Below are 21,818 nucleotides of genomic sequence, written 5' to 3'. Positions count from 1 at the left end.
GGGCATGGCTCCCGTAGGGTCGAATTCATTCGACCGCCGGAGCCTCGGAGGCGAATGAGTTCGCCCCTATACCGGGCTCTTGTGGGAGCCAGCTCTGCTGGCGAAGCTCTACCTGGCCCATCGCGAGCAGAGTTCGCTCCTACAGATAAACCCGGCGAACTCCCCGCTCAGAGCCGGAAATTGCCCATCTGCCGCGCCAGGTCTTCGGCCAGGCGGCTGAGGGTGCGGCAATCCTCGCGGCAGGCGCGGACTTCGTCGGCGGTGGCGTGGGCCAGGTCGGCGATGCCCTGGACGTTGCGGTTGATCTCTTCGGTGACGGTGGTCTGTTCCTCGGTGGCCGCCGCCACCTGGGTGTTCATGTCGCTGATCCGCTCCACCTGGTCGGTGATCGCGCCGAGCGAATGACCGGTGCGCTGGCTCGCCTCGACGCCGGTACCGGTGGCCGACTGCCCGGCGTGCATCGAGCTGACCGCGGTGTCGGCGCCCTGCTTCAGGCGCTGGATCATCTGCTGGATTTCATCGGTGGAGGACTGGGTACGGCTGGCCAGGGTCCGCACTTCGTCGGCGACCACGGCGAAACCGCGTCCCATCTCCCCGGCCCGGGCCGCTTCGATGGCGGCATTCAAGGCGAGCAGGTTGGTCTGTTCGGAAATCCCGCGGATCACCGCCAGCACCTGGTCGATGGACGCCACCTGCTCCGCCAGCTCGGTGACCGCCTCGGAGGCGCTGCCGATCTCGCCGGACATCCGCTCGATCAGCGCCACCGACTGGCCGACCACCTGCCGCGCGCCGCTGGCCTCGCTGCGTGCCGTCTGCGATGCCTGGGCGGCGGCGCTGGCGTTGCGGGCGATCTCCTGCACGGTCAGCCCCATTTCATGAACGGCGGTGGCCACCATGTCGGTCATTTCCTGCTGGCGACCGGCGCGACCGGCGGTGTTCTCCACCACCTGCGCCACCTGCCCCACCGCCAAGCGCAGGCGCTCACTGGTGGCCAGCACTTCGCCGATCAGGCTGCGCTGGCTTTCCAGGAAGCGGTTGAAGCCGCGCGCCAGATCGCCCAGCTCGTCGGCACGGTCTTCGCGCAGCCGGCGGGTCAAGTCACCGCCCCCACCGCCGATTTCCACCAGCGCCGCCGTGACCTGGCGGATCGGCCGCACCAGCCCGCGCGCCAGCAGCACCACCAGGCCGAGGAACAGCAGCGCCACCGCCACGCCGATCAGGCTGGTCATCCACAGCGCCTGGCGGGCCTCGGCATAGACCTCCGATTCCGGCACCTCGCTGACCAGCAGCCAGTCGAGGGCCTGCAGCGGCTGGGCGATAGCGAGGAACGTCTCGCCATCGCGCTCGAACGACACGGCCTTGCTCGACGCCCCGAGCAACCTCCTGGCGGCGTCGGCACCCACCAGTTGCGCCAGCTCGCGGCTGTCGTTGAACTCCGCCTGCGGATGCACCTTCACCCGGCCGTCGGCGCTCACCAGATAGACGCGCCCGGCCTGGCCGAAGCGGAAGTCGCGGATCATGTCGGACATGGCGCCGAGGCTGAAGCCGAGCCCGGCCACCCCGAGCGTCTTGCCCTCGGCGGCGATGCGTTGGTTGATGAACAGCGTCGGCTGGCGCGTGCCCTGGTCGATGTCGACTTCCAAGGAGCGGTCCTTGCCGGAATCGACGAAGCCATAGAACCAGGCGTTTTCCTTCGGCCCGCGACTGAGGGTGCGGTCGAGCCCCTTGCCGGTGAAGTAGTGGCCGCTGTCGAGGGCGACGATGAAGGTGATCAGCGCCTTCTGCCGCGCCTGTACGCCGGCGAGGTAGCGGCTGAAGCTACCTTGGACACTGGCATCCTCCCCGTTGGCCAACCAGTCCGCCACCAGGCTGTTGCCGGCGATACCCTGCGCCGCGGTGAGCGGCTCGGCGAGAACCCGCTCGAGATCGTTGCGAATCGCCAGGATGCTGGCCGGCAGGGCTCCCTCGATCAGGTAACGCTCGGCCAGGCGATTGGATACCGCCGAATAGATGCCGACCACGATGAGGATACTGGCCAGCAGGGCGGCGCCCATGCTGAGGATCAGCTGCCATTGAATACTGCGTTGCCAAAGGCGCATGTGGGGTCTCCGGATTCTGGCGGCCAGCACTGTATACAAAACATGTACACAATATTACAAGCAAGGCCGATGAAAGCCGTATCGGCAGATCGCCGGGCCACATGAGGAAAGGTCATCCTGTCCGGACGTGCGGTCACCGTCCGCCGCTCAAGGCAGCATGTCCTGGTCGGCTTTCAACCCGGCCGGAGAGCTGTCGGGAAACCACTGGTAATGAATGCGCGCGAAGCTGCCGTCGTGTTTCATGTCGTCGAGAGCCGCCTGCCAGCGCTGTACCAGCGCCTTTTCGGTCTCCAAGGAGAAGGCGATGTAGCTGCTGGTGCGCATGAAGGTGTGTACAGGCTGAAGCGCATCCGGCGGCGCGCCGACTTCTTTCAGCAAGCCCGGCAGCAACTGGTCCTCGTAGACCATCAGCGGGACCCGGCCGAGCAGGGTCATGCGCACCATTTCATGCGGCTTGGGCACCAGCTCCAAGTTGGTGAAACCCAGCCGCACCAGGACCTGGTGGGAATACCACTCGCGCGGCACGGCGATACGGCTCAGTTGCCGCGCCTCCTCCAGGCTGGAGACCGGCAGGGGTTCGCCCTTGCGCGCATAGAGGCTGGTGCTGGTACTGACGATCGGCCCGACCCAGCGGAACAGGGTTTCCCGGTCCGGCGTGCGGACGGTCACGAACAGGCCGACGTTGGGCAGGGTGGTGGCCATCTTGTAGCCGCGCGCCCAGGGCACGACCTTGATCTCCGCCCGGGTCTCGGTGCGGCGCAGGAGTTCTGTCACCACGGCGACCGCCATGCCGTCGGGCACACCGTCGTGGCTGAAGTTGATTGGCGGGTTCTCTTCCGTATACAGCAGCAATTCCGCCGCCCGCGCATCGGTACAGAGCAGCAAAGCCATCACCAGGCGCAACCACCACGCTGCCATCGTTCTCACCACTCGTACGTCCCCGGCCCGGTCAGTGAGGCCATCGAAATAATGGCATTCCAGTGCCCGTTTACCCATGCCAGTCGTCCGATGGCCGGGGTCATTCAGTCACCTCGAATTCCACCCGGGCGGTCTGCCCCGCCTCATCGAGCACGCTGAGCTGATAGCGCCCGGCGCGGCTGAACGCCTGGTCGAACGGCTGACCGGAGACGCGTTCCGCCAACGGGACGCCGTTCAGGAACCACCAGTACCGGCCGCTGCCGCCGAGCGCCGAGAGGCTCAGCCGCAGGGGCTCGGTGCTGCCCGCCGGACGGCGCAGGTTGTCGCCCTCGCGCACGCCGACTATGGATAACGGCGCGGCGACCGACGCCTGCCGGGGCAGACACTCCGGGTCGCTGGCCGGCAGGCGCGCGCTGCGCCGTTCGCGACGCGGCAGCCAGGGCTCCAGCGGCGCCGGCCAGAACACCCGCTCGGACGCCGTGGCGCCGGGGCAACCGCTGTCCACTTGCAGGCCCTGGGCATTGGTCCAGATCGTCTGGCGCAGGCCGAGCCCCAGCGGTTGATCCGCGGCCAGCAGCGTCGGCGGCGTGGTGCCGTCGAGTGTCCAGGCGAAGCGCTGGCGGCGGCAGTTCGGATCGTTCCGGGCCATGGGTTGGCCGAGCGGCCAGCAGATCGCGGCCACGCCGATGCTCTCCGGCACCGGCTCCACCGGCACGCCGATACCGCGCTGGCTGTCGCGGTTGACCAGCAGGTCGTGCACTTGCAGCAGCAAGGGCGCGGCCGAGGCCAGGCCGAACTGGCCGGGCACCGGAGTGCCGTCCGGCCGGCCGATCCAAATGCCGATCAGATGCCGCGGGCCGACGCCGATTGCCCAGGCATCGCGGAAGCCGTAGCTAGTGCCGGTCTTCCAGGCCAGGCTCGGGCGTTGCACCAGTTGGGCACGGGGGTCGCGGTCCGGGCGTGCCTGGCCGCTGAGGATGCGCCGGATGATCCAGGCCGCACCGGGCGACAGCAGGCGTCGCTCGTACAGGGCATCCCCGGGATGGAAGCGCAGGTGGGCCGTGCGGCCTTGCCGGGCGAACGCGCCGTAGCCGCTGACCAGATCTTCCAGGCGGCTGCCCGCCCCGCCGAGAATCATCGCCAGGTTGGGCTCGGCCAGCGGCGGCAGGGCGAGCGGCACGCCGGCGTTACGCAGTTCACCGGCGAAGCGCTTGGGCCCGTAGGCCTCCAGCAGTTGCACCGCCGGCAGGTTGAGCGAGGTGGCCAGGGCTTCGCTGGCAGACACCGGCCCGGTGAAACCGGCGGCGAAATTGCCCGGCCGGTAGTCCCCGTAGCGGCGCGGCACGTCCTGCAGCAGCGATTCCGAATGAATCAGTCCCTCGTCCAGGGCCAGGCCGTAGAGGAACGGCTTGAGCGTCGAACCCGGCGAGCGCGAGGCGGCGATCATGTCGACATGACCAAAGCGGCGGGCGTCGCCGATATCCACCGAGCCCAGGTAGGCGCGCACCTTCATGCTTTCGTGCTCGACTACCAGGATCGCCGCCGAGGTGCGTTCCGGCAGGCGCGCCCGCCAGCCCATCAGCAGCTCTTCCAGGCGGCGTTGCAGCGCGGCGTCGAGCGTGGTGCGGATCAGCGGCGGGCTGCCGGGTACGTTCAGGCGCCGGGCCAGCAGGGGTGCCAGCCGGGGTTCCTGGCGCGGGGCGAGGAATACCGGTTCTTCGAGGGCCTCCGTCACCGCCCCTTGCGGCCAGACCTGGAATTCGGCCAGACGCCGCAACACTTTTTCCCGCGCCGCCTGCGCCCGCTCGGGATGGCGATCCGGACGCAGCCGGCTGGGCGCCTGGGGCAGCACCGCGAGCAACGCCGCCTCGGCGCGGGTCAGTTGGCTGGGTGGCTTGCCCAGGTAGGCCCAACTGGCCGCCGCCACGCCTTGCAACGTGCCGCCGAACGGCGCGCGGTTGAGATAGAGCTGGAGAATCTCGTCCTTGGACAGGTGCCATTCGAGTTGCAAGGTGCGCCAAAGCTGGCGCAGCTTGCCGCCGAGGCTGCGCTCGTGGGGATCGAGCAGACGCGCCACCTGCATCGACAGCGTGCTGCCACCGGACAGCACCCGCCCTCCACGCAGGTTCTGCCAGGCGGCACGGGCCAGGGCCAGCGGGTTGACGCCGGGATGACTGTAGAACCAGCGGTCCTCGTAGGTCAGCAGCGCTTCAAGGTAGTAAGGCGACACCTCCGCCGCGCTCACCGGATAGCGCCAGACGCCGTCACGGTCGGCGAAACGCCAGAGCGGCGTGCCGTCCTCGGCCAGTACGACCCGCGCCAGATCGTCCTGGGGCAGCGGCAACGGGAACAGCCGATCCGCGCTCCATAGCGCCGCCAGCGCGAGCAACGGCCAGAGCAGCCAGGGACGACGCCAAATCAACGAACGCCAATATTTCGACACTTATTCATCCATTCGTCGGAATTTTGTCGATTTATCGCCAACAGCGGTTTCGCCACCTTTACAGCCCCTGTTGCACACCCTAAACAGATATCAAACTGACATCACTGGAATCAGCCGATCCACGGTCAGTGGCGCGCCCATTTCATTTTCGGCTCGAACCGTCCCTTCTGGAGACACACATGGACATGTACCGCTTTCGCCGGAACCTGCTCGGCGCCGCGTTCCTATCGGCGCTTTCCATCCCCTGCGCGTTCGCCTTCACCCCAACCGTGGAGATCACCGAGCCCAGCGGCATCCACTATGTCGCCGGTTTCCCGGCCAACGTGAACGTCACCTTGAGCCTCTCGGTGTTCAACACGAGCAACAACAACTGCATCACCAACGGCATCAAATCGATCACAGTGAATGCACAACGCGGCGACGACCCGGCGACCACCATCCACACCTCGTCCAGCGACCCGATCAACAATTCGACACAGCTTTGCCCGGCGCCCTATGGCTTCAACTGGAGCGTAGCGGCACCCGGCAGCTACACCCTGCTGGTGACCGTGAAGCACGGCAACGATACCGGGGTCGATACCGAGACCGTCGAATTCCTCATGCTGACGGTGGAATACCCCGCCCCGCCGGCGGTCGCCAACGCCTATATCAACAGCGTGCCGCTGTACAAATCCGCCTCCGGCAAGAAGCGCGGCTGCATCATCTCCAAGATCGCCGAGAAACACGCCAAGCTCGCTGGCGAGCAGGGCGGCTACGGGGCGAAAGGCGGCCCCTACGACGAACCGGCGATTCGCCAGGACGTGGACCTCTACTACGCCGGTGCCGGCTGCTGATCCCGCTGTCGTGCCGCCCGGATTCGTCCGGGCGGTACCCTTGCCGCTTCGCTCTCCCCGGTTCGCTTTTGAACCCACGCCCCTTCTCCGCTCTCCAAGCATCATCCGCACCGCACACCGCCACGCGCTCCGCTTGCGGTACAGTAGCCGCGCCGTGAAACCCACGGGTGCCGTCAGGTCCAGAAGGATATGCAGATGCAGGTAGAAGGCTTTTTCGAATGGCTCGGCCAGGTGCTGGGGTCGTTCATCCGCTTCATCGTCGAGGGGCTGCGCGGCTTCTTCTCGCTGCTCGCCGATGCGGGCAGCAGCTTCATCAACGGCCTTTCCAAGGCGCTGGGCATGAGCCCGTCGCTGCTCGGCATCATCGTCCTGATCATCGGCTTGCTGCTGCTCTTCGCCGCGTTCCGCGCCTTCATGCGCAAGTCCATCATGTTCGGCCTGATCTGGCTGCTGCTCGCCCTCTGGGTCCTGAGCCTGGTGGTCAGCTGACCGCGCAATCCGGCTACCTCCCGGATTGCGCTTCGCTTCGGGCTACATGAGCCCCTTCCCTTCTCAGCGTGGCTTGACCACCAGCACCGACGGCGCATCGCCCAGGGCCTGCCATTCCGGCCGGTACATGGACTCCGCCTGGGGCGGCGGCACGCGGTAGCGGCCGGGCGTCACCGCGCGGGCCAGGTAGAGCAGGTGCGTGCTGCCGTAGCCATCCAGGTCCAGAGCAGCGACGTAGCGATCGTCGCGGAACTCCTGGTGCCGCAGGCGGGCGTTCTGCATGTTGTTCGCCCACTCCTTCACCTGGCTGCCGGCGTCTTCCAGGCTGGCCGAGCTGTTCGCCAGGTTCTGGTTTTCCAGTTCCAGGCCGGCCGGCAGCAGGTCCACCACCAGGGCATCGGGCACCCGCTCGTTGGCTTCCACGACGAGGTGCACCAGCACCAGTTCGCCGCTCTCCAGGCCGTTGAGGTTCAGCGGCTTGCCGTCCAGGCCGAGGTATTCGCGGAAGATGTGCAGGTTGTTGCCGTGCGCGGCAGGCGCCTCCACCGGATAGCCGGAAACGCTCAGGCGCTGGTAGAGCGGCTCGCTGCCCAGGTTGCGCAGGGTCAGCGGCTCGGCGAGCGCCGCGCCGTCCAGCTTGAGGCCCGGTTGCTGCGGATTGATCTCGCGGGTCTGGCCGGCGACGTCCAGCTCGGCGCGCCAGTTGCCCTCGGGCTTGCCGAGCAGGCCGCGCCCGGCGAGGAACAACGCGTTGCGCTCCTGGGTGGACAGCCAGCGCTGGCCGGCCAGCGCGTCCGACAGGGCGAACAGCCGCTCTTCCCGCTGCCCTTTCGCCAGGTCGTGCTCTTCCAGCAGGGCGTAGATCAGCGCTTCGTCGCGCAGCTCGCTGCCGTAGTCGGCCAGCCACCAGTCCCGCTCGTTGCGGTGCATGTTCAGGCCGGCGTACAGCGCTTCGTCGGCGCGCGGCTGGTCGCCCATGCGTTGCAGGGCCACCGCCAGTTGCACCATCGGCAAGCCGGAGCGGGCCTCGCTGCGGCGTTCGTACAGGGTGCGCAACGCACCGAGCGGCGCCTGTTGGCTGCGCGCCAGGACGTAGCCGGCATAGGTCTGTACCGCGAAGCGGGTGTGCTCGGAATTGCCGCTGTAGCCGACCTCGATCAGGCTGCGTTCTTGCAGGTAGCGCAGCAGGCGTTCGCTGGCCTTCTTCAACGGCTCCGGCGGCACGGCGAAACCCTGCTCGCGGGCACGCAGGAGGAAGTCGGTGACATAGGCGGTCAGCCAGTATTCTTCCTCACTGTCCGGTCCCCAGAGGCCGAAGCCGCCGTTGTAGCGCTGCATGCCGAGCAGGCGCTCGATGCCCAGCTCGATCTTCTTGCGCCGCTCGGCGTCCGGCTCGCCTTCCAGGCCGAGGCGCTTGAGCGTCGCCTCGTCGGCATAGAGCGATGGGTACAGGCCGCTGGTGGTCTGCTCCAGGCAGCCGTAGGGATAGGCCTTGAGTGCCTGGATGTGCTCGCCGAGGTTAAGCGGCGGACGGCTGGACAGGCTCAGCAGCGCCTCGCGGCCGGCCGGCTCGAATTGCGCCAGGGTGCCTTCCGGCAGGCTCCAGGCTTCATCCTTGAGCACCGCGCGGAACTGCTTGAGCAGCGCCGGATAGGCCGGACGCACGCCCAGGGTCCATTCGCGGGTGAACGGCGGCAGGCTCTCGCCCGGCAGGTCGAGGCCATCGACCGCGACCTTCACACGGCCCTGGCCGAACCCGCCCAGGGCTCGAACCGGGATACGCAGGGTGCTGCGCTGGCCTTCGGCCAAATCGAGGCGCTGGCTGGCGGCGACGCCGTCCAGGCTCAATTGGCCCTCGGCGCTCAGTTGCACATCCAACTGCTGCGCCTTGCCGGACAGGTTGGTCAGGTCCAGCGCCAGGGTGGTCTGGTCGCCACCGGCGAGGAAGCGCGGCGCCGACAGCTCGGCCACCAGCGGCGCGGCCACCACGGTCTTGGCCTCGGCCATGCCGTAGCGCTCGTCGGTCCAGACCTGGGCCATCAGGCGCAGCTCGCCGTTGAAATCGGGAATATCCAGGCTGACTTCGCCCTCGCCTTCGGCATTCAGCGCCAGCGGCTGGCTCTGCCTGGCGACGATCAGCACGCTGGTATCCGGCCGCTTGCCACCGGCCGCCAGGGCGGCGTCACCACCGTAGGCGAGTTTGGCGATGCGCCCCTGGCCGGCTTCGATCAGTTGCCCGTAGACGTCCAGTTGGTCGGCACCGTAGGCCTTGCGCCCGAACAGCGCGGCGAACGGGTCGGGCGTCGGGTATTCGGTGATGTTGAGAATGCCGACGTCCACCGCAGCGACCAGCACATGGGCCTGCTTCGGCACGCTGCCATCGGCGTTGCGTGCCTTCACCTTGACCGTCAGCGCCTGCTTCGGCCGCATCTTCTCGGGGGCTTCCAGGCTCAGCGACAGCTTGCGCGGGGCACGGTCCAGCGGCAGGTGCAGCAGGCCGACGGCGCGCTTGGGCGTGGCCTTGGCCGCCTTCTCGCCCGGGCGGATCACCAGGGCGCTGACGTACAGGTCGTGGCGCGCCCAGTCCTTGGCGATGGGGATGTCGAACGCCTTGCCTTCCGCCGGCACCTCGATGGCCTGCCACCACAACGGTCCGTCGCTGGATTCCACCAAGAGGTAGCCGCTGCCGGCCGCCGGCGGGGTCACGGTGACCTTGGCGGTGTCGCCATCGGCATAGGCGGGCTTATCCAGCGCCAGCTTGACCTGGTCCGGGCGTACCGCGCCGCCCTCGGCGTTGTCCTGCCAGCGCCAGCCGGCCCAGAAGCGCAGACTGCTGAGCAGGCCGGTCTGCGGGTCTTCCACCTCGACGCGGTAGGAGCCCCATTCCACCGGGAAGGCAACCTTGGCCGTCGCGCCGGCGGCCAGCTCGAGGGTTTCCTCGCTGAGATTCAGGTACTTCTCGTTGTAGTGGTAACTCCAGCCGTCACTGTCGGAGAAGTTCCAGTAGTAGTCGCGCCGTTCGCGGATCAGGCGCACTTTCAGGCCATTCGCGGCGAGCTTGTTGCCCTCTGGATCGGCCACCAGCACTTCGAATTCGGCGAGGCTGTCGGCGTCCACCTCTTCCCCGTCGAACAACCCGCGCACGCCCGGCAAGCGCTCGGCCGGCCAAACGGGTTGAACCAACCGACGGGTGATGGGACGGCCACCGGATTCCTGCAGACTGGCCTGGAGGATCAGCTTGAGCGGCGACTTGGCGTCGGCCCAGCGGGATTCCACGGAGAGCGTGGCGTTGCCTTCGGCGTCCAGCGTGGTTTCGTCCAGCTCCAGGTCCTGGGTCAGTTCCTCTTCGGTGACCGAGCCGAACTGGTAGCCGGGCAAGGCCGCGACGGCGTCGCGCAGCGGACGGACATAGACCTGCCCGGTCAGGCGGTTGCCGACCGCGGGAGCGCCGTAGAGATAACGGCCGTTGACCGCGAACTGCGCGTCCACGCCCGGCTGGAGCGGCGTGTCGCTGCCTTTCAGCTCCAGGGCGAGGCGCTCCGGCAGGAAATCCTCGACGAGGAATTCGTAGAGCTGCGGCTTGCCGTCGCCGAGGTCGTAGACCAGTTGCCAGCGCCCGGTCGGCGCTTCCGCAGCCAGTTGCAGTTGGTACTGGTACAGGCCGTTTTCGTCCGCCTCCCAGACGAAGCGGCGGCTGACTTGTTCGTCCGGCCGGCGCACTTCGACCGTCACCGGCTGGGCTTTCGCCGCGCGACCGTCGGCATCGCGCAGCAGAGCGTTGAGCAGCACGGTCTCGCCCGGCCGATAGAGATCGCGCGGGCCGAAGATGAAGAATTGCAGCGGGTGCGCCTGCGGTCCGTCGATCTGGAACTCGGCCAGGTCGAGTGCCGCGCCGGCGAGGCGCAGCAGGCTGGTCTGGCCGCCCTGGCGGGCCAGCAGCACGTCGGCCTTTTCCGCCAGCGGCAGTTGCGCGTGGCCCTTGTCGTCCGTCTCGCCACTGGCCAGGACGCGGCCATCTCCGTCGAGCAGTTCCAGGCTCACCTTGTCCAACGCCTTGCCGCCGTCCAGCGCCTGGGTGAAGACATCCAGGCGATCGCGGTAGCGGTGGGCGGACAGGCCGATGTCGCTGAGGCTGAACAGGGTCGCCGGCTGCGAATAGTTATAGGTGCCGGCCTCGCGCATCACCGCCAGATAAACACCCGGCTGCTTGAACGGCTCCAGCCCGGCGATGGGCAGGAGCAGGGTCTCGCGGGTGTTGCGCGCCGGGTTCAGGTCGAAACGCCCGCCATAGACCAGTTCGGCCATCGGCAGCAGCTCGCGCGATTCCCAGTTGTCCAGGTTGCTGCTACGTCCCCAACGGCTGAGGAACTTCGGCAGCGCCTCGTCCTTGATACGGAAGAATTCGACGTTGACCTTGTCCACGTTCAGGGCGATCACCGGCAGCCCTTCGGCCAGACGTGTCGGCAGCAGCGAGCCACGGCTGGCGAAGCCGACGGTCGCTTGCAGGTCGCGGGTTTCCAGGCGGCTGACGTGCTCGGCGGCGAGTTTGGCGCCGTTCACCGCGCGCAGCCCGGCATCCACCGTCAGCACCAGCTTGCGCTGGGGCTCCAAATGGCGCAGGCGCAATTCCATGAGGTTGTCGGAAAGCTCCCAGGCGCCGTCCACCTTGCCGGCCTTGCTGTCGACCAGATGCAGTTTGTCGGCGAACTTCTGCTCCGGGTCCAGCGGCACCGAGAAGGTCACGGACAGGGCGCTGGCGCCGTCCAACTGGACCTCGGACACATCCACCACGCTCAGCTCGCGACCGGCATAGCGCTTGCCGAGAGCGGCGAGATCCTGGGCCGGCTTGGGCTTGGCCTGTTCGACGACGGCGGCGGGCGGTGCGGAGGACGAAGGTTCGGGGGTGGAGGAATCGCAGCCGCTGAGCAGGCTCAGGGCGAGGGCCAGAAGCAATCCTTTCTTCGGCATGGCAGGCTCCCGGAAGGGGTTGTGCAAAAAGGTTCCACACTATAGCCGAGCGCCAGCAGAGCAGCGACAGCCGGCTGCGGGAAGCGGGCGGTCGCTCACGGAACGCGACGGCGTTCCCATTTCCGCCACGACGCCGGCTCCTGTAATGTTGCGCACTCGCCCGCCCCCCTGACACCGATCCAAACGGGAACCCGATGCTGTACGACGCCTGGCGGCACGCCCCGACCCATCGCAAGGTCTGGGCGCTGGCCGCCCCCATGATCCTGTCCAATCTGTCCGTACCGTTGGTCGCGCTGGTCGACAGCACGGTCATCGGCCACCTGCCCCATGCGCATCAACTGGGCGCGGTGGCGGTGGGTGGCAGCCTGTATACCCTGCTGGTCTGGCTGATGGGTTTCCTGCGCATGGGCACCACCGGATTCGCCGCCCAGGCCAGCGGTCGCGAGGACGGCGGAGCACTGCGCCAGGTATTGCTGCAAGGGTTGCTGCTGGCCCTGGGCTTCGCCCTGCTGCTCGGGTCGCTGGCGATCCCCTTCACCGGTTTCGCCCTCGACCTGATGCGCCCTTCGGCGGCGCTCGACGAACTGACCCGCGACTATTTCCATACCCGCCTGCTCGGCCTGCCGGCGGCGCTGGCCAGCTACGCGCTGATCGGCTGGTTCCTCGGTACGCAGAACGCCCGCGCGCCGCTGGCGATCCTGCTGACCACCAACCTGCTCAACGTCACGCTGGACCTCTGGTTCGTGCTCGGCCTCGACTGGGGCGTGGCCGGCGCGGCCCGCGCCTCGGTAATCGCCGAGTGGTGCGGCGCCCTGCTCGGCCTGGCGCTGACCCGCCATGCCCTGCGCGAGCATCCGGGCCGTCCGGACTGGCACAGCCTGGGCCGCCTCGCCAGTTGGCGACCGTTGCTGGCGGTGAACCGCGACATCTTCATCCGCACCCTGGCGCTGGAGCTGGTGTTCTTCCTCGTCACCCTGCAAGGCACACGTCTGGGGGAAGCGACGGTCGCCGCCAATGCCCTGCTGCTCAACGGGCTGCTGCTGACCGCCCACGCCTTGGATGGTCTGGCCCATGCGGTGGAAGCGCTCTGCGGACATGCCATCGGCGCGCGCGACCGTACGGCGCTACGCCGCTCGCTGGTGGTCGCGGGTGGCTGGTCGCTGCTGGCCAGCATCGCGTTCGCCCTGTTCTTCCTGCTCGCCGGGCAGGGTTTCGTCCGCCTGCAGACCGACATCGCCGAGGTGCGCGCGGTGGCCTTCGTCTATCTGCCGTACCTGGCCCTGCTGCCGCTGGTGGCGGTGTGGAGCTACCTGCTCGATGGCCTGTTCATCGGCGCCACCCGTGCCCGCGAGATGCGCGACGCGATGCTGGTCGCCGTGACCCTGGCGGTGCCGTTGGGCTGGGCCCTGGGCGGACTGGGCAACCATGGCCTGTGGCTGGCCTTCCTGACCTTCATGCTGCTGCGCGGAATCTGCCTCGGCCTGCTGGCTTGGCGCCTGAATCGGCGCGATGCCTGGTTCGCCTCGCCCTGACTAGCGAATCCCGGTACCCACGTCGCGGTACTGGCATGCGCCGGCCAAGCGCTGTACCGTGCTGACGCCCGGCCGTGATCGGCCTCCCGACTTTCGAATACCGACCCACGCAAAAGGAATGCCCCATGGCCAACGCCATCGCCGCCTACCTGCATTACCTGTCGATCTTCGTCCTGTTCGCCCTGCTGACCATGGAACACGTGCAGTTCAAGCTGCCCATGGACCTGCCCCGCGCCCGCAGCCTGTACATCACCGACATTGCCCTCGGTATCACCGCCGGCGTGGTCCTGGCGACCGGCCTGCTGCGCATCTTCTGGCAGGGGAAGGGCCTGGAGTTCTACCTGAAGAACGGCTTCTTCCATGCCAAGGTCAGCCTGTTCATCCTGATCGTGCTGCTGTCGATCCTGCCGACCTTCACCATCCTCAACTGGCGCAATGCCCTGAAAGCCGGTCAGGTTCCGGAGATCAGCGCTTCGAAGGGGCGGCTGGTCATCATGTTCATCCGCCTGGAGCTTCTGCTGCTGCTGATGATGCCGCTGATGGCGGTGTTCATGGCGCGGGGATTCGGGATGGGTAGCTGAGGACCGCCGAGGCGCCCGAGCTTCTCGTAGGGGCGAATGAATTCGCCCCACGGCGGCCCCGTTTTTCGTAGGAGCCAGCTCTGCTGGCGAAGCTTTTGCGTAACCCCGTTCGCGAGCAGAGCTCGCTCCTACAAAAGCCAGCCCCCTCGCCGGGCGAATAAGTTCACCCGGCGAGGGGGGACTCACGACGACAGGTAGGACGAACGGGTCAGGCCCAGGCGCAGCGCATCCAGGTACTGGGTACGCTCACGGGCGCTGAGGCGGGCGCCGGCCACCTTGTCGCGGTAGTAGGTCATCAGCTCTTCCGGCGACAGATGCACATAGCGCAGCATGTCCTCGATGGTGTCGTGGGTCTCGATGCCGGCGTGATAGACGCTGCCGTCGTCGCGCTGGTAGATGTTCACCGAATCCGTGTCACCGAACAGGTTGTGCATGTCGCCGAGGATTTCCTGGTAGGCGCCGACCAGGAACACGCCGAGCAGGTATTCCTCGCCGTCACGTACCTCGTGCACCGGCAGGCTGGTCTCGATGCTCTGCTCGTCGACGTACTGCTTGATCTTGCCGTCGGAGTCGCAGGTGAGGTCCTGCAGCACGGCGCGGCGCAGCGGTTCCTCGTCCAGGCGGTGCAGCGGCAGGATCGGCAGCACCTGGCCGATGGCCCAGGTGTCCGGCAGGCTCTGGAACACCGAGAAGTTGCAGATGTACTTGTCGGCGAGCTTGTCGTTGAGCTCGTCCAGCACCTGGCGGTGCGAGCGCTGGCGGGCCTTCAGCGAGTTGTGCAGGCGGCGGCAGAGGGCGAAGTAGCACTGCTCGGCCAGGGCCTTGTCGGACAGGCTCAGCTTGCCTTCGGCGTACTGGGTGGCGACGTCGCTCATATAGTGGGTCGCGCGCCAGTAGGTCTCGGTGACCATCTCGATGTCGGTCGGACCGAGCAGCTCGGCCAGCCAACGCACCGGCTCCGCCAGGCTTTCCTTGTCCTCGATCACCGGGATGGCGTCGTTGTGCTTCTCCACGTCGGTGACTTGCATCACCAGCACCGCATGGTGCGCGGTGAGCGAGCGGCCGCTCTCGGAGAAGATGTGCGGGTGCGGCAAGCCCTGGGCGTCGCAGAATTCCTTGAGCATGCCGACCACGGTACCGGCATAGTCGTCCATGTCGTAGTTGATCGAGCTGGCGTTGCGCGAGTGGGTGCCGTCGTAGTCGACACCCAGGCCGCCGCCGACGTCCACGTGATCCACCGGCAGGCCGAGCGCACGCAGTTCGGCATAGTAGCGGATGGCTTCCTTGAAGCCGTGCTGGTAGTCGGCCAGGTTGGCGATCTGCGAGCCCATGTGGAAGTGCAACAGGCGGATGCCCTGGTCCAGGCCCGCGGCGCGGAAGCGCTCGACCACCGAGATCAGTTGCGCGGCGGACAGGCCGAACTTGGATTTCTCGCCACCGGTATCGGCCCACTTCGAGGAGGCCAGGGAGGACAGGCGCACGCGCAGGCCGACCTGGGGCGCGACCTTGAGATCGGCCGACTCCTCGATCACCAGCTGTACCTCGGATTCCTTCTCGATGACGATGAAGACGTTGTGGCCGAGCTTCTGCCCCATCAGCGCCAGGCGGATGAACTCACGGTCCTTGTAGCCGTTGCAGACGATGGTGCCGCCCTTCGGCGCCAGTGCCAGCACCGCCAGCAGCTCGGGCTTGGAGCCGGCCTCCAGGCCGATGGAAACGTTCTGGGTGGCGATGATGTTTTCCACCACCGCCTCCTGCTGGTTGACCTTGATCGGGTACAGCGCGGTGTAGCGGCTCTGGTATTCCAGGCGCGCGATGTTGGCGTCGAACGCCCCGGTCAGTTGGCGAACGCGGTCCTGCAGGATGTCCGGGAAACGCACCAGCAGCGGCAGCGACAGACCGCTGGAGCGAAGTTCGTCGAGCATCGAATAGAGATCGATCGGCTGGTCCGCCTGGCGGTTCGGGCGAACCTCCACGCGTCCCGCGTCGTTGATGGCGAAATAACCGGCTCCCCAATGCCGGATGCCATAGACACTGCGGCTATCGGCCACTGTCCAGCTGCTGCCATCGTCCTTACGCGTACGTCGTGCGGACATCGGTTCCCCCTGTCGAGATGAGAATGGCCCCGCCATGCCGTGGGCGGGACAAGGTTAATTACGGGAAATGACGTTTGTGAGGTGTGGACCGGCACCTCGTCCGAGAGTTTAGAACCCACCCGGGATTCACGATGCCATCGCCCCTTCGACAAGGCGATCGCACACGGGAACGGAGGGTGTTCCGGGGCGACTCAGCCGCCGGACTTCTTGGCCTTGAAACCGCGCTTGGCGAGTTCTTCGAGCAACAGCTCGACGTGGTCGCCCTGGATCTCGATGACACCGTCCTTCAAGGCGCCGCCGGTGCCGCAGCGGCGCTTGAGCGCACTGGCCAGCTCCTTGAGCGCATCCTCGGCCTGCGGTACGCCGCTCACCGTGGTCACCGTCTTGCCGCCCCGGCCCTTGGTTTCGCGGCGTACGCGGGCGATACCGTCGCCAGCGGGAACGGCCGTTTGCTTGCAGATACAGGCATCGATGGGCTGGCGGCATTCCGGACAATGCCGGCCGCTGTCGGTGGAGTACACCAGACCGCCAAGAGCAGCGAAGGACGAAGCTTTCTTGACCACCGGGCGTTTCCTCGTAGGGGTCAGGATAGCGACTGGCCGGCGAAAGCCGACCGCGAAGCCCCACTCAGGCAGGGGCAGCGCAACCGAGCCGGGCGGCTCGGCTTGAAAAGGCGGCGAAGTTTACCGGCATTGGCGACGAATGCTAAGTACAGAATTGCGCCAATCTGCATTGGATTGGCGACACCGCAGGTAACGGGCCATCGGCATGCGCCGGAGTGGAATAAAAACGCCGCCAACCTGAGGTCGGCGGCGCTCGTATCGGCAGATTCAGACGGCGCGGCGTACCCGCGTCCGTCGCTTACCGGAACGGCATCAGCGCAGCCAGTCCTGCGGACCGACTTCTGCCATGACACGCCGCGGGACGTTCTTCGCCGGGAAAGGCTTCAGATTGCCGCCACGGCTGGCCGCCACCGCCTTTTTCATGGCGTCCAGTACGGTCAGGTCCTGGGTAAAGGCCTGCGCCTTCGGCAGACTGCTGGGGCGGGGGTTCTCGCCAAATACCAGGTTGGCGGTGCAGACCCGGCCGAGCTGCCCCTGGCACTGGCTCGTGACCGTAGCCAGCGGCGCGAAGACATAGCCGGCATTCTTCGCCGCGTCGCCGCTGCCATAACGAATGATCGGCGTATCGACATTCTCGTAGTAGTTCCCCTCTGCCAACACCCGCGCAGGCTTGGTAGCCGCCAGCCCGTGCCAGGTGCCGTGCTGGAAGTAGTTGTTCAGCATATGCACGATCGGCGCCTGGCCGGCAGCCTCAGGCGGTGCGACGTCTGGCGAACGACCGCGGAAGTGGTGGAACCAGTTGCCCACGAGGGAGACGTTCTGGTTCCTAGCGGAAATGATCAGGCCGAAATAATGTGTACCGTCGCAGTACTGGCCCATGTTGCTGGAGCCGTCGAAGTCGTTGTTGGAGATGGTGACATTGGTGGCCTTGCCCCAACCGACGGTAATCCACTGCCGGCCGATACGGGTGAAGCGGTTCTGGTCGATCCAGACCTTGTCCGCATCCTGCACCTCGATACCGTCACCGGCGAAGACGATGTTTTCATTGATATCGGTGATCGACAGGTTGCGGATGACGACGTTCGAGGCCAAACGGACCGCGAAGCCACGGCCCTTGATCCCGGAATTCTTGCCCACTCCCATTACCGTGGTGTTGGAGCCGATCGCCAGGGAATTCAAGCCCCATGAGTTGTAGGTAATGGTGCCTGCATTCGTGTGCCCGTTGCATTGGCCCCTGTAGGAGTTATTGTCCGAGAGCAGACGACTCCATTTCGAAGGCGGCACACCCTTGGCGGTACAAACCTTCTCGTCGGAGTAATAGCAACCGACACCGTTTGCCATCTTCGCGAGGCCCTTGGCGTTATAGTCGATGATGCCCTTGATCTTGATGATCTTCGGCGTCGTGTCATAGCACACCCGCCCATCGCCGGACAGTTTCTTCGGATCGCACAGCGCCTTTTCCAAATCCTCCGCGGTAGAAACCTCGATGACCTAGCCACCCTTGCCGCCCGTGGTCTGGTGACCGAACCCCGGCGGCACATCGCTTTTCGCCGCAAGCGCAAGCGGTGACATCAAAGCCAGCGCGCTCAGCGCGCTGATACCAACGACACCGTTCCAGTGTCGGGACAACATTTCGTATCGACTCATGATTTTTTCTCATCGTTCTTTGTGGAAGACCGCCCGTTTTTCCTGGGCGTCTCCTCCCCAACAGAAGATGCCGCACAGGCCGGTCCCGACGGACGCTAGTGCAGGGAAAACGAGGAAGATGTGAGGTCGATGCGTTTCTTCGACAGAGATCGGACCCGTTTGAAAAAGTGTAAACCGCGTCACCACAGCCTCATGATCCACTCGCTCCATAGAAGGAGAGAAAGTGCCGGCGCTCTGCTTCTGCCTGGTTGACTACTTCGGCTCTGTCCCCGAAAAAGAAACGCCACCGATGCGATCGGTGGCGTTCTGTCGCGGCCAGGGGCAGAAATCATCTTCTGCTTTCCGGGCTTATTTCATCATCAGCAAAAATCAGCGAAGCCAATCCTGCGGTCCTGCTTCGGCCTTGACACGTCTCGGTACGTTCTTGGCCGGATAGGCCTTGAACACCGACTTGCCACCAGCCGCGACTTTCATCGCATCCAACACGTTGGCGTCGAGAGTAAAAGCTCGCTCTACCGGCAAAGAGTACGGCTTAGGATTCGCGTTGAACACCAGATTCGCGGTGCATTCACGCTTGAGTTTGGACTTGCACAACTGCTTCTCTGTTGCCAACGGGGCGAAAACATAGCCGGCGTTCTGCCCCTTTGAATCCGAATCCGGATACCTGAGGATCGGAGTTTGAACATCTTCGTAATAGTTCCCTTCCACGAGTACGCGGGCAGGTTTATACGCATCCAGTCCATGCCAGGTGCCGTGCTCGAAATAGTTGTTCGCCATGTGGACGACGGGCGCCGGACCATCGCCATCCGGCGGCATGACTATCGGCGCACGCGACCGGAAGTTGCGGAACCAGTTGCCAACGATCGTGACGCTCTGATTCTGGCCCGCGACGTAGAGCTCATAGGCGTGAGCGCCATTACAGCTCTTCCCTTGCTTGCTGGTGCCATCGAAGTCGTTATCGGAAATCGTGACATTAGTCGTTTTTGCATAACCCAGGGTGATGAATTGACGCCCAACATGGCTGAACCGGTTCTGGTCGATCCAGACCTTATCTGCATTCTCGAGCAGAATGCCATCACCTACGAAGACAATGCGTTCATTGATATCGGTAATCGACAGGTTACGAATAATGATGTTGGAGGCGTTACGTACCGCGAATCCACGCCCCTTGATGCCGGAGTTCTTACCAACGCCCATTACGGTGGTGTTGGAGCCGATTGCCAACGGCTTCAGACCAAGGTTGTTGTAAGTGATATTGTCGACACCGGTATGGCTTTTACAGTGACCGCTATAAGAAGAGTTATCCGCCACGAGAACATCCCACTCTTTGGCCGGCACACCTTTTGCAATGCAAACCTCTTCGTCCGCGTAATAGCAGCCTGCGGATGTTTTCATTTCCTGCAAGTCCGCCGCATTGTAATCGATGACACCCTTGATCTTGATAATCCGTGGGGAGGAGTCTGAGCAAACACGCTTATCACCGGACAGCTTCTTGGGATCGCAGAGCGCACTTTCCAACTCCGCCGCCGTACTGACCTCAATCACGACGCCGCCTTCGCCACCTGTTACTCCCTGCCCAAAGCCCAATGGGGCTTTCGCGGCCACTGCCAATGGCGACAACATCGCCATTCCTGCGAAAGCACCTACACAGATCGCCGCCTTGCCCCAGCGCTGGGGCAATGTTTCATTTTCTTTCATGATTTATTTCCATAACCAATACGAAATAACCGCACATCGCCCTGGCCATGACACTTCCTTGAGCAAGGAAGCCCCGACAAACGGTACGAGACGGAAACTAAAGGACAGGAAATGTTGCATGATGTGACGTTGGCGCTGTTCTCTGCAGATCGGCTAGCGATTCATACAAAATGCAAACCATGTCACTCAAAATCAGCGACCTGCTAGAGGTACGACTAGATAAATTATACCGGAGCCTGCTTGCCTCATACTAAGCCCCGAGATAGCGTCTCAGGGCTTCCAGGGAGTCCGGGCAGAAGAGCTTGTCACAGGCTTCCACAAGCACATCGTGGGGAGGGGTGAAGCGCGCCTCCAGCACCTCTTCGGGCTGCAGGACCAGCGGCTGGTCGGATACCGCGGAGAACACCGCGCACCACAGGCGATTGTCCGGCTGGTCGAAGAAGAAGCGGCCGTGCTCGTGCAGCTCGACGCCACTGACGCCCAGCTCCTCTTCCAGTTCGCGGGTGGCGGATTCGAGGTACGTCTCACCCGCCAGCACCATGCCACCGGCGGCCACGTCCCAATAGCCGGGATAGAGCGCTTTGCTGAGGGTCCGCCGGTGCACGCAGAGCAGCCCGGCGGAGTTGAACAGGAGGATGAAGGTACCCCGGCCGACCAGCCCCCGCTGGCGCAACTCGGCGCGTGGCAGACCGCCGAGCGGGCGGTCCTGTTCGTCGACCCAGGCGATCAGCTCGGCGTCGGAAGCGGCCCGGTGGGCCGCCTCGCGTTCGCTCCAGGCGCTCATCAGCCCTGCTCGAGCAGGTTGCGCAGATCGATGATCGCGGCGTTGGCGCGGGAGATGTAGTTGGCCATCACCAGCGAGTGGTTGGCCAGCACGCCGTAGCCGCTACCGTTCAGCACCATCGGGCTCCACAACGGCTCCTGTGCCGCCTCCAGCTCGCGGATGATCTGACGCACGCTGATGGTGGCGTTCTTCTTCGCCAGCACATCGGCGAAGTCCACCTCGATGGCGCGCAACAGGTGCGACAGCGCCCAGGCCTGGCCACGCGCCTCGTAGAACACGTTGTCGATCTGCAGCCAGGGCGTTTCCACGGTTTCCTCGCTGACCCGCGGCACTTCTCCGGGCTTCACTTCCTCGGGTTTCGCGTCGGTGTTCAAACGCACCCGGCCGACGCTGGCCGACAAGCGCTGGGACAGCGAGCCGAGGCGGGTGGCGACGTCGCCCAGCCAGTTGTTGAGGTTATCGGCACGGGTATAGAACTGCGCCTTGGGCTGGTTCGGGTCGGCCAGCTTGGCCAGGTAGCGATCCAGCGCCCGCAATCCTTCGCGGTATTCGGATTCGGAAGCGGGCAGTGCCCAGCTCTTGTTGTCGAAGTTGAAACGCGGCTCGGCGCGGGCCAGGTCGGAGTCCTCGGTGGACTGCGACTGCGAGCGGGCAAAGTCCTTACGCAGCGCGCGCGACAGGTCGCGGACCTGGACCAGCACGCCGTATTCCCAACTCGGCATGTTGTCCAGCCAGAGGCCAGGCGGCGCCAGGTCGTTGGACAGGTAGCCGCCCGGCTTGTCCAGCAATGTGCTGGCGACTTTCTTCAGGGTTTCCACCGTGGTGTAGCCACCCACCAGTTGCCGCTGTGCACGCTCGGCCGCGGCCTGGGCGTTCTGCTGGACCGGGAAGAAACCGGGCTCCTGGCTCCAGTACCAGCCGAGCACCAGGGTGATCAGCAGGTAAAGGCCGAGCAGCAACCCCAGAGCGCGGCTCAGCCAGACGCCGCCGAAGTAGCTGCGCACATCATCCACCGAGTCGTCGACGCGGTCGCGCAGACGGCCGGCGCGGTTCTTCCAATCCAGCATGGCAATGTCCTTTCGATCAGTCAGGCAGGGTTCTGACCGCAACGCCTCGGGTGGGTTGCGGCCAGAGGCTGCACTATAAGTGAAGTCTGCCGGTCGGCGC

At 65.4% G+C, this 21,818-nt stretch carries 15 protein-coding genes and 1 pseudogene; 4 read left to right on the top strand and 12 right to left on the bottom strand.

What is annotated here, in order from left to right:
* Window positions 1–167: 167 nt before the first annotated feature.
* From PIN01S_RS27670 to pbpC, 4 genes and pseudogenes are all read right to left on the bottom strand, one after another.
* Window positions 168–896 (bottom strand): methyl-accepting chemotaxis protein, encoded by a 729-nt coding sequence (locus PIN01S_RS27670; protein ID WP_423814560.1) that lies wholly within the window; start codon window positions 894–896, stop codon window positions 168–170.
* A 135-nt stretch (window positions 897–1,031) separates the two neighbouring features.
* A pseudogene (locus PIN01S_RS27665) lies at window positions 1,032–2,054 on the bottom strand (HAMP domain-containing protein); the annotation flags it as partial.
* 192 nt (window positions 2,055–2,246) lie between these two features.
* On the bottom strand, window positions 2,247–3,017 hold the full coding sequence (locus tag PIN01S_RS21590; RefSeq protein WP_084338858.1) for a substrate-binding periplasmic protein: 771 nt from the start codon (window positions 3,015–3,017) through the stop codon (window positions 2,247–2,249).
* Between the two features lie 100 nt (window positions 3,018–3,117).
* A complete protein-coding gene (gene pbpC / locus PIN01S_RS21585) occupies window positions 3,118–5,460 on the bottom strand; it encodes a peptidoglycan glycosyltransferase PbpC (RefSeq protein WP_084338856.1) in 2,343 nt (780 codons plus the stop codon).
* Between the two features lie 179 nt (window positions 5,461–5,639).
* On the opposite strand from pbpC, the gene PIN01S_RS21580 reads away from it, so the two are divergent.
* Both PIN01S_RS21580 and PIN01S_RS21575 read left to right on the top strand, forming a co-directional pair.
* On the top strand, window positions 5,640–6,293 hold the full coding sequence (locus PIN01S_RS21580) for a hypothetical protein (protein ID WP_084338854.1): 654 nt from the start codon (window positions 5,640–5,642) through the stop codon (window positions 6,291–6,293).
* Window positions 6,294–6,488: 195 nt separating this feature from the next.
* Window positions 6,489–6,782, top strand: coding sequence for a hypothetical protein (locus PIN01S_RS21575; RefSeq protein ID WP_084338852.1), 294 nt, complete (start codon window positions 6,489–6,491; stop codon window positions 6,780–6,782).
* 63 nt (window positions 6,783–6,845) lie between these two features.
* Here the strand turns inward: PIN01S_RS21575 and PIN01S_RS21570 are convergent, their stop codons facing one another.
* Window positions 6,846–11,750 carry an alpha-2-macroglobulin family protein gene (locus PIN01S_RS21570; protein WP_084338850.1) on the bottom strand — a complete coding sequence of 1,635 codons (4,905 nt, stop codon included), beginning with the start codon at window positions 11,748–11,750 and terminating at the stop codon, window positions 6,846–6,848.
* A 194-nt stretch (window positions 11,751–11,944) separates the two neighbouring features.
* Here PIN01S_RS21570 and PIN01S_RS21565 point away from each other — a divergent pair, with 194 nt between their 5' ends.
* Window positions 11,945–13,282 carry an MATE family efflux transporter gene (locus PIN01S_RS21565; protein WP_084338848.1) on the top strand — a complete coding sequence of 446 codons (1,338 nt, stop codon included), beginning with the start codon at window positions 11,945–11,947 and terminating at the stop codon, window positions 13,280–13,282.
* Window positions 13,283–13,407: 125 nt separating this feature from the next.
* Window positions 13,408–13,863: a DUF2214 family protein gene (locus tag PIN01S_RS21560; RefSeq protein WP_084338846.1), complete on the top strand. Its 456-nt coding sequence runs from the start codon at window positions 13,408–13,410 to the stop codon at window positions 13,861–13,863.
* 182 nt (window positions 13,864–14,045) lie between these two features.
* Here PIN01S_RS21560 and speA read toward each other — a convergent pair whose 3' ends face one another.
* From speA to PIN01S_RS21530, 7 genes are all read right to left on the bottom strand, one after another.
* Window positions 14,046–15,959 carry an arginine decarboxylase gene (speA, locus tag PIN01S_RS21555; RefSeq protein ID WP_084338844.1) on the bottom strand — a complete coding sequence of 638 codons (1,914 nt, stop codon included), beginning with the start codon at window positions 15,957–15,959 and terminating at the stop codon, window positions 14,046–14,048.
* 191 nt (window positions 15,960–16,150) lie between these two features.
* Window positions 16,151–16,522 (bottom strand): translation initiation factor Sui1, encoded by a 372-nt coding sequence (locus PIN01S_RS21550; RefSeq protein WP_084338842.1) that lies wholly within the window; start codon window positions 16,520–16,522, stop codon window positions 16,151–16,153.
* Between the two features lie 312 nt (window positions 16,523–16,834).
* On the bottom strand, window positions 16,835–17,986 hold the full coding sequence (locus PIN01S_RS21545; RefSeq protein WP_084338840.1) for a pectate lyase family protein: 1,152 nt from the start codon (window positions 17,984–17,986) through the stop codon (window positions 16,835–16,837).
* Window positions 17,987–18,013: 27 nt separating this feature from the next.
* Window positions 18,014–18,169 carry a hypothetical protein gene (locus PIN01S_RS26815; protein WP_169715863.1) on the bottom strand — a complete coding sequence of 52 codons (156 nt, stop codon included), beginning with the start codon at window positions 18,167–18,169 and terminating at the stop codon, window positions 18,014–18,016.
* Window positions 18,170–18,538: 369 nt separating this feature from the next.
* Complete coding sequence (locus PIN01S_RS21540; protein WP_084338838.1) at window positions 18,539–19,867, bottom strand: pectate lyase family protein; 1,329 nt, start codon at window positions 19,865–19,867, stop codon at window positions 18,539–18,541.
* Between the two features lie 250 nt (window positions 19,868–20,117).
* Entirely contained in the window at window positions 20,118–20,651 is a 534-nt protein-coding gene (locus tag PIN01S_RS21535; protein ID WP_084338836.1) for an NUDIX hydrolase, read from the bottom strand.
* A complete protein-coding gene (locus PIN01S_RS21530) occupies window positions 20,651–21,718 on the bottom strand; it encodes a DUF2333 family protein (RefSeq protein ID WP_084338834.1) in 1,068 nt (355 codons plus the stop codon). The genes PIN01S_RS21535 and PIN01S_RS21530 overlap by 1 nt, the downstream gene beginning before the upstream one ends.
* Window positions 21,719–21,818 lie beyond the last annotated feature (100 nt).

The organism is Pseudomonas indica NBRC 103045 (assembly GCF_002091635.1).
GTDB classification, from domain to species: Bacteria; Pseudomonadota; Gammaproteobacteria; order Pseudomonadales; family Pseudomonadaceae; genus Pseudomonas_M; species Pseudomonas_M indica.
Note: the sequence above shows the minus strand (reverse complement) of the source record. Positions and strands in the feature narration are given on the sequence as shown.

What these genes read in the sequence shown, in the direction of transcription:
- PIN01S_RS27670 (WP_423814560.1), bottom strand. Translation starts at nt 896, where the DNA reads ATGGTGGCCACCGCCGTTCATGAAATGGGGCTGACCGTGCAGGAGATC.
- PIN01S_RS21590 (WP_084338858.1), bottom strand. Translation starts at nt 3,017, where the DNA reads ATGGCAGCGTGGTGGTTGCGCCTGGTGATGGCTTTGCTGCTCTGTACC.
- PIN01S_RS21580 (WP_084338854.1), top strand. Translation starts at nt 5,640, where the DNA reads ATGGACATGTACCGCTTTCGCCGGAACCTGCTCGGCGCCGCGTTCCTA.
- PIN01S_RS21575 (WP_084338852.1), top strand. Translation starts at nt 6,489, where the DNA reads ATGCAGGTAGAAGGCTTTTTCGAATGGCTCGGCCAGGTGCTGGGGTCG.
- PIN01S_RS21570 (WP_084338850.1), bottom strand. Translation starts at nt 11,750, where the DNA reads ATGCCGAAGAAAGGATTGCTTCTGGCCCTCGCCCTGAGCCTGCTCAGC.
- PIN01S_RS21565 (WP_084338848.1), top strand. Translation starts at nt 11,945, where the DNA reads ATGCTGTACGACGCCTGGCGGCACGCCCCGACCCATCGCAAGGTCTGG.
- PIN01S_RS21560 (WP_084338846.1), top strand. Translation starts at nt 13,408, where the DNA reads ATGGCCAACGCCATCGCCGCCTACCTGCATTACCTGTCGATCTTCGTC.
- speA (WP_084338844.1), bottom strand. Translation starts at nt 15,959, where the DNA reads ATGTCCGCACGACGTACGCGTAAGGACGATGGCAGCAGCTGGACAGTG.
- PIN01S_RS26815 (WP_169715863.1), bottom strand. Translation starts at nt 18,169, where the DNA reads ATGAGTCGATACGAAATGTTGTCCCGACACTGGAACGGTGTCGTTGGT.
- PIN01S_RS21540 (WP_084338838.1), bottom strand. Translation starts at nt 19,867, where the DNA reads ATGAAAGAAAATGAAACATTGCCCCAGCGCTGGGGCAAGGCGGCGATC.
- PIN01S_RS21535 (WP_084338836.1), bottom strand. Translation starts at nt 20,651, where the DNA reads ATGAGCGCCTGGAGCGAACGCGAGGCGGCCCACCGGGCCGCTTCCGAC.
- PIN01S_RS21530 (WP_084338834.1), bottom strand. Translation starts at nt 21,718, where the DNA reads ATGCTGGATTGGAAGAACCGCGCCGGCCGTCTGCGCGACCGCGTCGAC.